Here is a 13604-nt window from a genome sequence, read left to right on the forward strand (position 1 = left end):
GCGTCCTAACCACATGCCCGCCGAAACCCTGCGCGCCGATACCGTCGCCATCCGCACCCTTGGCGATGCCCTCAACGCCCACTCCGCCGACCTCGGCGCCGTGGCCGCTGCCCTGCGATCGATACCGTCGGCGGCAGCCGGTCTCGGTCCGATCGGCGAACGGTTCGCGGCCGCTCTCGCCGATGCCGTCAGCGCACACAGCGACGCGGCCGCAGCGCTGGGTGTCCGCATCGAGACTGGCGCTGTCACCGCCGGCAACACCGCCGCCGGCTACGACACCGCAGGTCAGCGAGCCGCTCAGCTGTTGCCGCAGGTGTAGCCGTGCCCTCGTCCGCCCTCGCCCTGGCCGCGCCACTGTATGAGCTGCGGGATCTGGTGGGCAGCGGCTCGCCCGCGCACAACCCCACCGTGGCCGCACTGGATGGGGCACAGGCCACCCTGTCGGACATCGCGGCCGCGCTGGGGAAAACGTGGGAGCACGCCGCGCGCGATTGGTCGGGCACTTCAGCGACCGCGGCCGCCGGCTTCACCGCGGACACCGCGGCGCAGGTGGCAGGCCTGGCCGAATGGACGCAGGTCCTGAGTACCGCCGCCCAACACGCGGACTCGGCCGTGATCCGGGCGAAGTCCCGCCTACAAGCGATCATCGACCGCTTCGAGGAACGCGCCGCGGCGCTGGTCACTCACCTCGACGAGCCCGGCGTGGCAGAGGAGCTGCATGCCGAGGCGCAACGCGCTGTGTCCGAGGCCACTGCCGTCGTCGACGAATTACGTGCCGAACTGGACCTCCAGTCCGACGCGGTCACGGCCCCGGCAGGTTTCCCGGCCGGCTCCGGCCGCTTCATCCCGGCCTCGTCGGGGTTCTCCGGAGGCGCGCCGTCGCCCGCCCCGCTGAGCGGTTGGGGTGGTGCCACAGATCTCCCGACGGCTTCGGTGGGCGATCGCTCCGAGGCGCCGGTCGGGCTGCGCGACCCGGGGATGTTCGGCGACGGCGTAGCGGTGCGGTTACCCGACGGCAGCACGGCTGTGGCACCCAACGGCGTGGCAGCCAGCGCCGTGCGGCATGCGCTGACCCAGCTTGGTGTCCCCTACCGATGGGGTGGCACCACGCCCGGCGTCGGGCTGGACTGCAGCGGGCTGACGCAGTGGGCCTATCACGAAGCCGGACTGGACATTCCACGCCTGGCCCAGGAGCAGGACATCGGCAAGGCGGTGTCGGCGGGCACGTTGCGGCCGGGTGATCTGGCGGTTTGGGACGGACATGTGGCGATGATCGTCGGTGCGAACACGATGATCGAGGCCGGTGATCCGGTGAAACTGTCGGCCATCCGAACTACCAACGCGGGTCAGGGCTTTCAGGGGTTCTGGCGGCCGACGGCGTGAGTGATCACGGCATCGCGGCGGCGAGCGCGATATGGCCCTCGAAGTCCAGGTTCGCGGCCATCGCGCGATAGCGCTCGCGATGGCCGGCGTAGGTGGCCTCGTCGTTGTGTGCCCTGGCCAGTAGTGCACGCACCCGCAACAGCCAGATGTCGCGCACCACAAGTTCACCGGCTGCCGGCACAGCAGCCAACCTATCGATCACGGCTTCGGCTGTGGCGAGATCGCCGTCGGCCCCTCGATCGATCAGGGCCTCCGCGACAACGGCTGTCGTCGGCGTGCCCCACGCCAGCAGTTGCCCCTCGCGGGCCAACTGGTCGAGGGCAGCGCACATGGACGCTATCCCTTCGTCCCGATCGCCGCGTCGCACCCATTCCCGCGCGAGATATACGTTGGCGAGCGGACGGTCACCCAGGTTGTGTCGCTGGGTCCGGAGTACGTCAGAGACCTCGGCCAGGAGTTCCTGCCCGCGTTCGCGCGCGGCATCCGGTTCACGGTGCACCAGAGCCACACCCAAGGCGAACTGAGCGAAGACCACGGCCATGTCATTGCCAGCTCGTTCGGCCATCGCCAACGCATCCTCGATGTCACGCAAAGCCTGTTCATCGGGTGACAGAACACCATTCGCTATTCCCGGGAAGTATCTCCAGGCGGCAACCCCCGCATAGGTCAAGGGGTCCGCGTCGCGGGCCATGGCAAGTCCGCGACTCAGGTCATTCCGCCAGCCAGGGCGACCCAGGCAATAACGAGCCATCCCCCGCGACGTCAAGGCAAGCGCCAACGGAGATCCGAAGATGAAGTTGCCCTTGAACGGATCGCCGCCGGCCAGTTCCACCGCTTGCTCAGACCACCGCAGTACGTCGGAGTACTCGCCACTCTCCAACTTGGCGTACATCACCGGGAACGCCAGCCCCACCGTCAGGACGTCATCCGCGATGGACTCGATGTGCGATATGGCTTCCGACGCCAACTGCGATGCCAGCCGAATCTGGCCCTGATATGCGTGATCCATCACCAGCCCGGCCATGGCGATCGCCAGCGACCTTTTATCCCCGACGTCGTTGCACAGCTGGCGCAGTTCCTCGACGTGGGCACTGGCACCCTGAGCGCGCGCTCGATAGGCAGTGGCGCACAACATGGTGCGAGGGGCAATGCGCATGGCTGTGCGGTTGTGGTGCTCGACGGGCAGTGCGTCAGCAATCGCTCGCGCCCGACCCCAGTTCAGTCGCGCTGAGGCGAATTCGCGGCTGGTCGCCCACGCAGCGGCGCGCATCCACCATGTGTAGGCGGCGGGCAGATCACCTGCGGCCTCACGATGTTCGGCGATCAGTGCGGCGCTCTCATCGAGAGCGGACGGCTCCCCATTTTCGAGCGCGGACGCCACCCGCCGGTGCATCTCGCTGCGATCGGATCTCAGCTGGGACTCGTAGGCCACCGTGCGGATGAGCGGATGGTGGAATACGTACTCCGGTTGGCGGGTCGACATCACCGGATCGATGAGATGAGCCGCGACGAGCTCGGCGATTTCCGGTTCGCCTCCGAGCCCGACCAACAAATCGATACCGAACCGTGAGCCGATGACTGCTGCCGCCGCGAGTGTGCGTTTGGCGTTCGGGTTCAGCCGGTCGATGCGTGCACCGATGATCGCTTGCAGGGTCGCAGGAACCGTCACCTCCGCGACCGCAGCCGTCGACTGGTATGCGCCGATCTCACCGCGCAACGCTCCCTGCTCGGCCAGGTGCCGCACCATCTCCTCAGCGAAATATGGAGTGCCGGACGCTCTTTGGATGATCATCTGATTCAGAGCTGCCACTGAGGGATCCGAACCGAGCAACTGCGATACCAAGCTGGCGGTCTCGCCATCGCTCAACGGCTCCAACTCAAGTACGTGAGCTCCGGGAACGCGCGCAAGGCTTCCGTGGTACTCGGGACGGTGGGTGATGATCGCCAATGATGTTGTCTGCGCGATCACCGAGAGGAAGCCGGCCAACAGCGACTCGCTCGCTTCATCGATCCAATGGGTGTCCTCGACGATGTAGAGCGCAGGCCTCTCCCGAGTCGTCGAAGCGCTGTTCACCAGCGCGATCAATCGGCGCCGCCGAGCGTCGGAGTCGATCTTCGGCAAGGGTGTGTCACGATCCGCGATCCCGAGCAGGTCGGCAAGAAGGGCCAGGTCCTCCGAATCCGCACCAGAGAAAGTGCGCCGCAAGCTGTCGCGGGCGGTCTGCGGGTCGCGACCTTCCACGCCCGTAACCGCACGCAAGAATCGAGTGACGACATGAAACGGGATCTGGCTGGCATGGGACTCGCAGAAGGTAGTGAAAACGTCGACTCCACGCGATGGTGCCATGGCCGAAAGCTCGCGCACCAGACGGCTTTTCCCGATCCCCGGCGGCCCCACGACGCCGACCACCGCGCCATCGCCGCCGACGGCGCGGTCCAACAACGCCTCAACCGTGCGCATCTCCGACCGTCGTCCCACCAGAGCCGACTGAGCCCGTCTGATGATGCGATCCTGCCGCATACTGATCAGACGGCGAGCGGGCACCGGACTGTCGACACCTTTGATCCGTACTCTTTCGGGCTCACCGAGAATTGCATTGCCCTCGACCAGTTGCGCGGTGGACGAGCTGAGCATCACGCCACCCGGCGGCGCGACCGATTCCATCCGCTGAGCCATCCCGACCTGTTCCCCGATGGCGGTATAGCCGAGTGGACCCGAACGGACCTCGCCCGCGATCACCTCACCGGAGTTCAGGCCCACCCGAAGCAACAACTCCACGCCGTCGCGCCGGTGGATGTCGACCGCAAGACCCTTCGCCTCGTCCTGGATACCCAACGCCGCCAAACACGCGTGGACAGCGTGATGCTCCAACGCCAGCGGCGCGCCGAATACCGCCATGATTCCGTCGCCGGTGAAACTGCCGACGGTGCCGCCGTAGCGCCGCACAACCGCTGCCGACCGCACCACCAGCTCGGTCATGATCTCGCGGAGACGCTCGGGACCGACCGCGGCGGCGATGTCCATCGAGTGCACCACGTCGGCGAACAGAACCGTGACTTGCTTGTACTCAGCCGTCCGCGCGATGCGTGAGATCGGCGCACCGCACTGACTGCAAAACTTGGCGGTCGCGCCCACTGGAGCGCCGCACGCCCCGCAGGAGGGGTCAGCGGCTGCTGGTTCGCCGCTCACGGCCTCAGCCACGTCAATATTGTTTCACCGCAGGTCAGCCATGTCCCCGGAATCAAGGTCGACCCGGCACCCCCGAACCACACCCCGAACGGGAGACAACCTGACTGGCGTCCAGGGCATCCCATTAGGCTGTGCCGCATGGCTGCTGACATCGTGCCGGTCCGGCTCGGGCTGACCAAGGGCGACCTCTACACACTCTGGGCTCCGCGTTGGCGGGATGCCGGCGATGAGTGGGAGGCCTTCTTGGGCGAGGGCGACGCCCTCTACGCCTTCGAATCGGTCGCTGACCTGGCGGCATTCGTCCGCACCAACACCGACAACGATCTCGCCGACCACCCGGCCTGGACCAAGCTGACCGCGGCCAACGCGCACAAGCTGCAGCCGGCCGACGACCGCGAGTACGACATCGTCGGGGTGCCTGACCTGGTCGCCGACAAGCCCACCGAGGAGTCCGTCGCTTCCCTGCACCGCACGCTGGTGGTGGTGTCCTCGATCGGCTCGGTGTGTGAACTCGCAGCCATCAGCAAGTTCTTCAACGGCAATCCGGTGCTCGGCACGCTCGGCGGCGGCCTGGAAGGTTTCACCGGCCGCTCCGGCCGCAAGCGCTGGGCCGAGATCGAAGCCGTGATCGCCCGCGGCTGGGATGGCGTACTCGACTCCATCGACGAGATCGTCACGGTTCCCGAAGACATCGACGCGGTCGCGGTCAAGAAAGCCGAGGCCGAGCTCGAAGAGCCGGCGCCCGAAGAGGACGAGGACGACCTCGCTGTCGACACCGAAGACGACGACGCCGAGAGCGACGAGGACGACACCACAGCGGGCGAGTCCGTGCGCAGTGCTGCCGACACCGCGGTGCTGGGCGACGACGAGGACTTCTGGCAGAAGGTCGGTATCGACCCGGTCCGCATCATGACCGGCTCGGGCACCGTCTACACGCTGCGCTGCTACCTCGACGACGAGCCGGTGTTCTTGGGCCGCAACGGCCGCATCAGCGTGTTCCCGTCCGAGCGTGCCCTGGCCCGCTACCTGGCCGACGAACACGACCACGACCTGTCGGACCTGGCCACCTACGACGACATCCGGACCGCCGCCACCGACGGTTCGCTACGGGTCGACGTCGCTGAGGAGAACGTCTACGTGCTGTCCGGGATCTCCGACGACATCGCCGACGGACCTGACGCGGTCGACCATGACCAGCTGGAACTGGCCGTCGAACTACTGCGCGACGTCAGCGACTACTCCGAGGACAAGACCGTCGACGAGACGCTGGCCGGCACCGAGGCGCTCGGCAAGTTCGTCAACTACGTGCTCGGCGACGACAACGCCCGTAAGCCCGAGGCCCCCTACGCCGAGGCCGTCGAGCAGTGGGACGCCCTGGAGCGTTTCGTGGAGTCGCGCCTGCGGGCGGAGTAGCCGCCACGATGAGTTCTGGCCGCGCCGGCGGTCAGAACACTCATGACCGCATCGAGCAGCCTGTCCACTCACAGCGTCTCGGTCCCCGGTGCCCACCTGCACTACGAGGTGCGCGGCTCGGGTCCGCTGTTGCTGATCCTGGGCGCCCCGATGGCGTCCGCCGAATTCGTGCCCCTGGCGCACGCGCTGGCCGGCGACCACACCGTGGTGACCGCCGATCCGCGCGGCGTCGCACGCAGTGCCGTCGATGATCCGAACCAGGACTCGACGCCGGAGCTGCGCGCCGACGACGTCGCGGCGATCCTCGATGACCTGGGTGCCGCCTCGGCTGACGTCTTCGGCTCGTCCGGCGGTGCGGTGACCGGCCTGGCCCTGGTGGACCGGCACCCGGGCCGAGTGGGCACCCTCGTGGCGCACGAGCCGCCGCTGCTCGAGTTGTTGCCCGACGCCGCCGAGCAGCGCGCCGCCACCGAGGACATCATCGCGACGTTCTCCCGCGACGGGATGTTCGCGGCGTGGGGCAAGTTCATGGCCAATGCCGGCTTCGACGTACCGGCCGATGCGCCGCGGATGCCCGCACCCAGTGAGCAGGATCTGCGGGACGCAGCGCACTTCTTCGACCACGAACTGCGGGCCACCACCCGCTACCTGCCCGACATCGAGGCGCTCAAGAACGGGCGGGTGGTGCTGGGGCTCGGCGAGGCGTCGGGGCACTTGTTGACCCAGCGGACGACGATGGCGCTGGCCGATCTGCTGGGTGTGCGTCCGGTGATGTTCCCGGGAGACCACGGCGGATTCATGGGCGCTCCAGGGGCTTTCGCCGACGTGCTACGAGTCGTGCTGCGCAGCTGACGTGCCGGACTCGGTCAGTGCTTGATGACTTTCGGTGCCTGCCAGGTGCCGTTGAGCGCTTCCTCCTTGGGCCAGTACAACCGCAGGATCATCTGGTATGGACCATCCGGAGCCGGCAGCCAGTTCGCCTCCTTCTCCGGGCCGGGCGACTCGTTCTGAACATAGATCGTGACCCCACCGTCGGAGTCCTTGACCAAACTCGGCAACATCGGCGAATTGATCAGATAACGGTCGATCGGGTTCGCGACCAGCAAGCTCTGCGGCATCTTGTACATGGTCGTCGACCAGAACGAGTTGACCGGCGGCAAGTGGCCTGGCGCGAACCGGACGGTGTAGTTGTTGGCCCCCGTCAGCGGAGCTCCGGTCGAGTCCACGGCCAGTACCGGATAGATGGCCTCCGCGCTCGAGTTGCCGTAGATGCCGAGCACCGAGCCGGCCATCCGGTACAGATAGTTGTCCTTCAGCGCTTCTCGGGTGCCGAACAACTGGCCGGAGGTCACCTGCCCGGTGTCCATCTTGTCCTTCTTGAAGGTGTTGAGCTCGGTCCACGCATCAGCCATCCCGTCCTGCACGGCCTGCAGGGTTTCCTCGCTCATCGTGTCGGGGTTGAAGTCCGCGTCGGGGCCGATACCGATGGTGGCGAAGCGAGCCCGAAGCTCTTTCTCCGACGGCACTTCCGGCGCGTACTTCAGCAGGAAGTTGAGGATCTGGAAGAACTTCGGCGAGGTCTTCTGCTCATCGGGAGTCAGCGGCGCGATGAAATCCACCGCCGGGGCGGTCGCCGCGGGCTGCTTGCCGAAGGCCGAGAGCGGCTCGACCGTGTAACCGGCCTGGATCTTCTTGACGTTGTCGATGTCCTTGGGATCGAACAACTGCGTGCGGTAGATGACGAGCGCGAAATCGGTATCGGAGCGAATCACCTCGGTGATGCCGGCCGGCTTGTCACCCTTCCAACCCGGGCCGGCCAACAGGTACTTGCCGCCGCCGTTTCCGGTGGTGCGGCTGCCCACGTAAGCGAAGTTGTAGGTGTAGCTGTCGATGAACTGCAAGGAGTAGTACCGCCCCGCCTCGATGGGCGGCACCGTGAGCACCAACGGTTCGGCGCGGAGATCGGCACCCAGCATCGTGTACGGAGTATCGGAGTTGGGCGTCTGGATCGTGGTGTCCTCGGGAGTGAACACCCGCGCGATGCTGTGCGCCTGGTTCCAGTCGCCCTTGTACTGAGGGTTGTCCTTGTCCACGAAGTAAGCGTGCTGGATGCGGTACGAGTCGACCATCGGGAAGCCGTATACATAAGCCTCCTTGGCGATCTGGCGCACCGTCTCCGGTATCGGCGCCGCACCGGCCGACTCCTTGGCCCCACCACAGCCGACCACGGCCGCAAGCAGCAAGGCGGTCAGTCCGAACGACAAATACTTCATCCATCACTCCTGATCGAGTCGAAACTGGCACTGGCGCGGCAGATCTACCTGTCGCGCCAGTCGAAAATGTCTTGTCTCAGCAGGGGTCGCCCGGAGGGGTGAAGTAGGGCACGCCTTCGACGGTGTAGCAGGGCACTTCGCCCGGTACGTACGGCACATGGGCCGCCGCGATGGCGGCTCCGGTGGCAACGTCGTCGGCGACGTTGGTACACCCGCCGGCCGCGAAGTGGCGTCCGTCAGCACCGGCACACACGTCGGCACCGGCGGTGGGCACAGCGACCATCGGAAGGAACGCCGCCGCCGTAGCCAGTACGGCCCCGGACAACACGGTGGTAATGGGTCGGGCCATGAGTTCTCCTTGTTGATCCGGGCACGATCTTGTGTCGGCCTGCTGGATTGTCGCAGCCGCAAACGCCGCCGTTACAGCGTTTCGGGTGGAAATTTTCGGCGGGGAGAATTTGCCCGAGGCGACGGCTCAGCCGACCAGAACCGCGTACCGCGGTTTGATCACCTCGTCGATCAGCGCGAGCCGTTGATCGAACGGGATGAAGGCGGACTTCATCGCATTGATCGTGAACCGCTCCAGGTCGCTCCAGCCGTAGCCGAAAGCCTCGACCAGGCGCAGCATCTCCTGACTCATGTTGGTGTCGCTCATCAGCCGGTTGTCGGTGTTGACCGTCACGCGGAAGCGCAGCCGCGCCAGCCGGTCGAACGGGTGCTCGGCGATGCTGGGTGCCGCGCCGGTCTGCACGTTGCTGCTGGGACACATTTCCAGCGGAATTCGCTTGTCGCGCAGGATCGCTGCCAGCCGGCCCAGGTGCTGCGTCCCGTCGTCGAGTTCGGTGATGTCGTCGACGATGCGCACCCCGTGCCCGAGCCGGTCCGCCCCGCAGAATGCGATGGCCTCGTGGATCGATGGCAGGCCGAACGCCTCGCCGGCGTGAATCGTGAAGCGCGCGTTGTTGCCTCTCATGTACTCGAAGGCGTCGAGATGACGGGTGGGCGGATATCCGGCCTCGGCCCCTGCGATGTCGAATCCGACAACGCCCTTGTCCCGGAACCGGATTGCCAGCTCGGCGATCTCACGGGAGCGGGCAGCGTGGCGCATCGCGGTGACCAGGCAGCGCACGGTGATGGTGCGCCCCTCGGCCGAGGCCGCCTTCTCGCCGTCGGCGAACCCGGCCAGTACCGCGTCGACCACATCGTCCAGCGACAGCCCGCGATCGATGTGCAATTCCGGAGCGAACCGGACCTCGGCGTAGACGACGTTGTCCGCGGCCAGGTCCTCGACGCACTCGTACGCGACGCGGTGCAGCGCGTCGGGGGTTTGCATGACCCCGACCGTGTGGGCGAACGGCTCCAGATAACGCACCAGGGAGCCGCTGTGGGCGGCCGTCCGGAAGAACGTGGCCAGCTCGTCGACCTCGGTGGCGGGCAGGTCGTCGTAGCCCAGCTGACCGGCCAGGTCCAGCACGGTGGCCGGTCGCAGTCCGCCGTCCAGGTGGTCGTGCAGCAGGGCTTTGGGAGCGTGCTGGATCTTGTCCAGACTCAGCGGCGTACTCATGCCTCCATCATGCGCACAGCGGGCCCGTCAGCGGCGCTCATTCAGGCTGCGATCCGCTCAACAGTCGGTGACGAAACAGGTCGAGCACCTGGTCGAGTGCGGCTCGGGTGGGCTGGCCGGGCTGATCGATCAGGTGTTCGGTGAGCACCGAGTGCGGTGGCATCGTCGCGTCGGGGTTGGCGTCGGCATCGTCGAGTTCGACCGCGACGAATCCGTCACCGAGCTGGTCGCGCAAGAAGCCGAAGCGTTCGCGCGGCACCAATCGGTCCCCGGTGAACCGCAGCCCCAGAACCGTCAGTCCGCGGGCGCATCGTTGTTTGACGACGGCCAGGTCCTCCGCCGAGATGTCGATCGACCCGCGTTGACGGGCAGTCAGACCGAATGGCATAGACGGCTGGGACAGCACCGGGGCGAGCAACGCGTCTTCGGTCGCCATGGCCAGGGCATAGCCCCCGGTGAAGCACATGCCGACGGCGCCGACACCCCGCCCGCCGCACCGCTCGTGTTCGTGCCGGGCCAATGCGCGCAGCCAGTCGATCACCGGAGAGGTCCGGCCAGTCGCCAGCGTGACGAATTCCCGGCTGATACACGCCGGTACGAGGGAGCTGACGGCGTTGGCCACAAAGCCGACCCGACCACGTGCGTCGGGGTTCGGATCACGGCCCGGGACGCCGAACAGGTGCGGAAGGACTGCGGTGCAACCGATCCCACTGACCTGACGGGCGAAATCGAGGACTTTGGGGGTGATGCCGGGCATTTCGGCGATGATGATGACCGCCGGGCCGTCACCGCGCCGGAATACGACGCGGGTCTTGGATTCGTAGGTGAACTCTGATCGCTGGAAATCCGCGAGATCGTCGTCGGGCACCCATTCTGCTTAGCAGTTGGGCACCTGATTGGCCAGAGCGGCAATGGCATTGACGTCGCCGGTGCGGAGCCTCAGACGATCCGATCGACGATCAACGGCCGCTGCGTGGGCGCCGTGTCTCCGACAGTCCACGCACCGTCCAGCTCGGCCAGCGCCCCCGGCAGCCTCTCGGCGGTGTCGGTGTACAGCGTGAACAGCGCGTCGCCCGCGGCCACCGGCTCTCCCGGCCTGCGGTGGATCCGCACGCCCGCACCGAACTGCACCGGCTCACCCGGCTGGGCCCGGCCGGCACCCAACCGCCAGGCCGCCAGCGCCACCCCCATGGCGTCGAGGTCGCCCATGATGCCGCCGTGCGGGGCCGTCACGGTCTCGCTGGCCGCCCCGAGGGGCAGTGGGCAGCTCAGGTCCCCGCCCTGGGCCGCCACGAGCGCACGGAAGCAATCCATCGCGGTGCCGTCCCGCAGGGTGTCGGCGGGGTCGGTTCCGTCGATGCCTGCCGCGTCGAGCATGTCCGTCGCCAGCGCCAGCGTCAGGGCGACGACATCAGACGGCCCACCGCCGGCCAGCACCTCCAGCGACTCGGTGACCTCAACGGAATTGCCCACGGCCCGCCCCAGCGGGCAGTTCATGTCGGTGAGCAGGGCCCGGGTCGGTACCGCATTGGCATTGCCGAGGCCGACCATCGTGGCCGCCAGTTGGCGTGACTCGTCCTCGGTCTTGAGGAAGGCGCCGCGGCCCACCTTCACGTCGAGGACCAGTGACCGCGCCCCCTCGGCCAATTTCTTGCTCATCACCGAGCTCGCGATCAGCGGTAGCGATTCGGTGGTGGCGGTGACGTCACGCAGCGCGTAGATCTTGCGGTCGGCCGGCGCCAGCTCTCCCGCGGCGAAGACCGCCGCGCCGATATCCCGGAGTTGTTGCCGGATCTGGTTTTTCGACAGCTCCGCGGTGAATCCGGGGATCGACTCGAGTTTGTCGAGCGTCCCGCCGGTATGCCCGAGACCGCGCCCGGCCGCCTGCGGAACGCTTGCCCCGCATGCCATCACGACCGGCAGCAGCGGAATGGTGATCTTGTCCCCCACCCCACCGGTGGAGTGTTTGTCCACCAGGGCCAATGGCCGCCCGTCCCGGCGCAGGTCGGTGAAGTCGAACCGCTCCCCGGAGGCCACCATGGCCGCTGTCCACCGAGCCACCTCGGCCGGTGTCATGCCCTTGAGAAATATCGCCATCAGCAAGGCCGACATCTGCTCGTCGGCGACCCGTCCGTGGGTGTAGCCGTCGATCACCCAATCGATCGCGGCGTCGGGCAGCACACCGCCGTCACGTTTGGTCCGGATGACGGTCGGCGCGTCGAGATGCGGCATGGCGGTAAACCTACTCGCCAGTAACCCGGAGTTGTTGGACCACTTGGGCTTACCTGCGCTCCAGATCTTCCGGCCCGAAGGCGTCGGGCAGCAGCTGCCGGAGCGGCCGCGGCCCGCCAGGATGGGCGATCAACAGGTCGGGGCCGCCGTGTTCGAGCAACACCTGACGACACCGCCCGCACGGCATCAGCAGGCCTCCGTCAGGGCCCACACACGACAGTGCGACGAGCCGTCCGCCGCCCCCCGAATGCAGGGCACAGGCCACAGCGCACTCGGCACAGAGACCTAGGCCATATGAGACATTCTCCACATTGCATCCGGTCACGATCCGGCCGTCGTCGACGAGAGCCGCGGCACCCACCGAAAAGCCCGAATAGGGCGCGTAGGCGCGAAACGAAACTTCGATTGCCTTGCTGCGCAACAGATTCCAGTCGATGTCGATCGTCATGCGACAACCCCGGACATAGGTTCTGAATGCATTCCGAAACCCCAATTCCCGACCCGCACATTAAGATAGGTAAGCCTAACTTTTGCGTGTTTAGCGGGTCGAACTGCTCAACCGTAATTCGTTCGCCACTACAAATGGGTTTAGAGTCGCCCCGAGGTTTGGGGCTAATCAACAGGCAGTCCCAGACGTCCCACCGATGGCGTTGGAGGGCCCGATGAGTACTCAGACGGAGGTACCGGCTCCGCAACCCAGGAAAGCACGACGGCGCACCCTTTATCGCGGTGATCCGGGAATGTGGTCCTGGGTGCTGCACCGTATTACCGGTGCCACGATCTTCTTCTTCCTGTTCGTACACGTCCTTGATACCGCGCTGGTCCGGGTGAGCCCGCAGGCCTACAACGAGGTCATCGAGACGTACAAGACCCCCATCGTCGGATTGATGGAGATGGGCTTGGTCGCCGCAGTGCTCTTCCACGCACTGAACGGCATCCGCGTCATCCTCATCGACTTCTGGCAGCAGGGTCCCCGCTACCAGCGGCAAATGCTCGCGGTCGCCGTCGGCATCTTTGCCGTGGTCCTCATCGCAGCACTAGGAGTTCTCGGTATGCACATGACGGAGCGGTTCCTGTGAGCGCGCCAGGAGCGGGCGAGTCACGGTTGGGCCGTCCGGCACCGGTGATGGAACGTGAGCACGACCGGCCGGCCGCGCTGGACCACCCCCGCGCGCCCCGCCGCCCCCGCGGCATCCCGTACTTCGAGAAGTACGCCTGGCTGTTCATGCGGTTCTCCGGGCTGGCACTGGTGTTCCTGGCGCTCGGCCACCTGTTCATCATGCTGATGTGGCAGGACGGCGTGTACCGCATCGACTTCAACTACGTCGCACAACGCTGGGCCTCGCCGTTCTGGCAGATCTGGGACATGGCCCTGCTGTGGCTCGCGATGATCCACGGGGCCAACGGCCTGCGCACCATCATCGGCGACTACGCCCGTAAGAACGTCACGAAGTTCTACCTGAATTCGCTACTTCTGCTGGCGACAGGGTTCACGTTGGTTCTGGGCACCTACGTCCTGGTCACCTTCGACCCGAATATTGGGGGCTAA

General features: G+C 66.5%; 13 protein-coding genes. 6 read left to right on the forward strand and 7 right to left on the reverse strand.

What is annotated here, in order from left to right:
- Positions 1 to 13: 13 nt before the first annotated feature.
- Together BN2156_RS13080 and BN2156_RS13085 are read left to right on the forward strand one after the other, a co-directional pair.
- Positions 14 to 319 (forward strand): hypothetical protein, encoded by a 306-nt coding sequence (locus BN2156_RS13080; RefSeq protein ID WP_090514371.1) that lies wholly within the window; start codon positions 14 to 16, stop codon positions 317 to 319.
- Between the two features lie 2 nt (positions 320 to 321).
- Entirely contained in the window at positions 322 to 1383 is a 1062-nt protein-coding gene (locus BN2156_RS13085) for a C40 family peptidase (protein WP_090514374.1), read from the forward strand.
- 4 nt (positions 1384 to 1387) lie between these two features.
- On the opposite strand, the gene BN2156_RS13090 is transcribed toward BN2156_RS13085, so the two are convergent.
- Positions 1388 to 4585, reverse strand: a complete 3198-nt coding sequence (locus BN2156_RS13090; RefSeq protein WP_235625288.1) for an AAA family ATPase — start codon at positions 4583 to 4585, stop codon at positions 1388 to 1390.
- Between the two features lie 126 nt (positions 4586 to 4711).
- Here BN2156_RS13090 and satS point away from each other — a divergent pair, with 126 nt between their 5' ends.
- Together satS and BN2156_RS13100 are read left to right on the forward strand one after the other, a co-directional pair.
- A complete protein-coding gene (gene satS, locus BN2156_RS13095; RefSeq protein ID WP_090514381.1) occupies positions 4712 to 5986 on the forward strand; it encodes a protein export chaperone SatS in 1275 nt (424 codons plus the stop codon).
- Positions 5987 to 6028: 42 nt separating this feature from the next.
- Entirely contained in the window at positions 6029 to 6838 is an 810-nt protein-coding gene (locus BN2156_RS13100; RefSeq protein WP_090514384.1) for an alpha/beta fold hydrolase, read from the forward strand.
- 14 nt (positions 6839 to 6852) lie between these two features.
- On the opposite strand, the gene BN2156_RS13105 is transcribed toward BN2156_RS13100, so the two are convergent.
- The 6 genes from BN2156_RS13105 to BN2156_RS13130 form a co-directional block, all read right to left on the reverse strand.
- Complete coding sequence (locus tag BN2156_RS13105; RefSeq protein WP_090514386.1) at positions 6853 to 8259, reverse strand: DUF1254 domain-containing protein; 1407 nt, start codon at positions 8257 to 8259, stop codon at positions 6853 to 6855.
- Positions 8260 to 8335: 76 nt separating this feature from the next.
- Positions 8336 to 8608: a hypothetical protein gene (locus tag BN2156_RS13110; RefSeq protein ID WP_090514389.1), complete on the reverse strand. Its 273-nt coding sequence runs from the start codon at positions 8606 to 8608 to the stop codon at positions 8336 to 8338.
- A gap of 126 nt (positions 8609 to 8734) precedes the next feature.
- The gene (locus tag BN2156_RS13115; RefSeq protein ID WP_090514391.1) at positions 8735 to 9823 is read right to left on the reverse strand and encodes an adenosine deaminase; all 1089 of its coding nucleotides are present in this window, start codon (positions 9821 to 9823) and stop codon (positions 8735 to 8737) included.
- Between the two features lie 37 nt (positions 9824 to 9860).
- The gene (locus tag BN2156_RS13120) at positions 9861 to 10691 is read right to left on the reverse strand and encodes a dienelactone hydrolase family protein (RefSeq protein WP_090514394.1); all 831 of its coding nucleotides are present in this window, start codon (positions 10689 to 10691) and stop codon (positions 9861 to 9863) included.
- A 71-nt stretch (positions 10692 to 10762) separates the two neighbouring features.
- Positions 10763 to 12055: a thymidine phosphorylase gene (locus tag BN2156_RS13125; protein WP_090514397.1), complete on the reverse strand. Its 1293-nt coding sequence runs from the start codon at positions 12053 to 12055 to the stop codon at positions 10763 to 10765.
- Positions 12056 to 12104: 49 nt separating this feature from the next.
- A complete protein-coding gene (locus BN2156_RS13130; RefSeq protein WP_162490793.1) occupies positions 12105 to 12503 on the reverse strand; it encodes a cytidine deaminase in 399 nt (132 codons plus the stop codon).
- Between the two features lie 214 nt (positions 12504 to 12717).
- Between BN2156_RS13130 and sdhC the strand changes: the two genes are divergently transcribed.
- Positions 12718 to 13134, forward strand: a complete 417-nt coding sequence (sdhC, locus tag BN2156_RS13135; RefSeq protein ID WP_090515863.1) for a succinate dehydrogenase, cytochrome b556 subunit — start codon at positions 12718 to 12720, stop codon at positions 13132 to 13134.
- A 47-nt stretch (positions 13135 to 13181) separates the two neighbouring features.
- Positions 13182 to 13604 carry a succinate dehydrogenase hydrophobic membrane anchor subunit gene (locus BN2156_RS13140; RefSeq protein WP_003882378.1) on the forward strand — a complete coding sequence of 141 codons (423 nt, stop codon included), beginning with the start codon at positions 13182 to 13184 and terminating at the stop codon, positions 13602 to 13604.

The sequence above is a fragment of the Mycolicibacterium neworleansense genome (genome assembly GCF_001245615.1).
Lineage (GTDB): Bacteria > Actinomycetota > Actinomycetes > Mycobacteriales > Mycobacteriaceae > Mycobacterium > Mycobacterium neworleansense.

What these genes read in the sequence shown, in the direction of transcription:
- BN2156_RS13080 (WP_090514371.1), top strand. Translation starts at nt 14, where the DNA reads ATGCCCGCCGAAACCCTGCGCGCCGATACCGTCGCCATCCGCACCCTT.
- BN2156_RS13105 (WP_090514386.1), bottom strand. Translation starts at nt 8,259, where the DNA reads ATGAAGTATTTGTCGTTCGGACTGACCGCCTTGCTGCTTGCGGCCGTG.
- BN2156_RS13125 (WP_090514397.1), bottom strand. Translation starts at nt 12,055, where the DNA reads ATGCCGCATCTCGACGCGCCGACCGTCATCCGGACCAAACGTGACGGC.
- BN2156_RS13140 (WP_003882378.1), top strand. Translation starts at nt 13,182, where the DNA reads ATGGAACGTGAGCACGACCGGCCGGCCGCGCTGGACCACCCCCGCGCG.
- BN2156_RS13115 (WP_090514391.1), bottom strand. Translation starts at nt 9,823, where the DNA reads ATGAGTACGCCGCTGAGTCTGGACAAGATCCAGCACGCTCCCAAAGCC.
- BN2156_RS13130 (WP_162490793.1), bottom strand. Translation starts at nt 12,503, where the DNA reads ATGACGATCGACATCGACTGGAATCTGTTGCGCAGCAAGGCAATCGAA.
- sdhC (WP_090515863.1), top strand. Translation starts at nt 12,718, where the DNA reads ATGAGTACTCAGACGGAGGTACCGGCTCCGCAACCCAGGAAAGCACGA.
- BN2156_RS13110 (WP_090514389.1), bottom strand. Translation starts at nt 8,608, where the DNA reads ATGGCCCGACCCATTACCACCGTGTTGTCCGGGGCCGTACTGGCTACG.
- satS (WP_090514381.1), top strand. Translation starts at nt 4,712, where the DNA reads ATGGCTGCTGACATCGTGCCGGTCCGGCTCGGGCTGACCAAGGGCGAC.
- BN2156_RS13100 (WP_090514384.1), top strand. Translation starts at nt 6,029, where the DNA reads ATGACCGCATCGAGCAGCCTGTCCACTCACAGCGTCTCGGTCCCCGGT.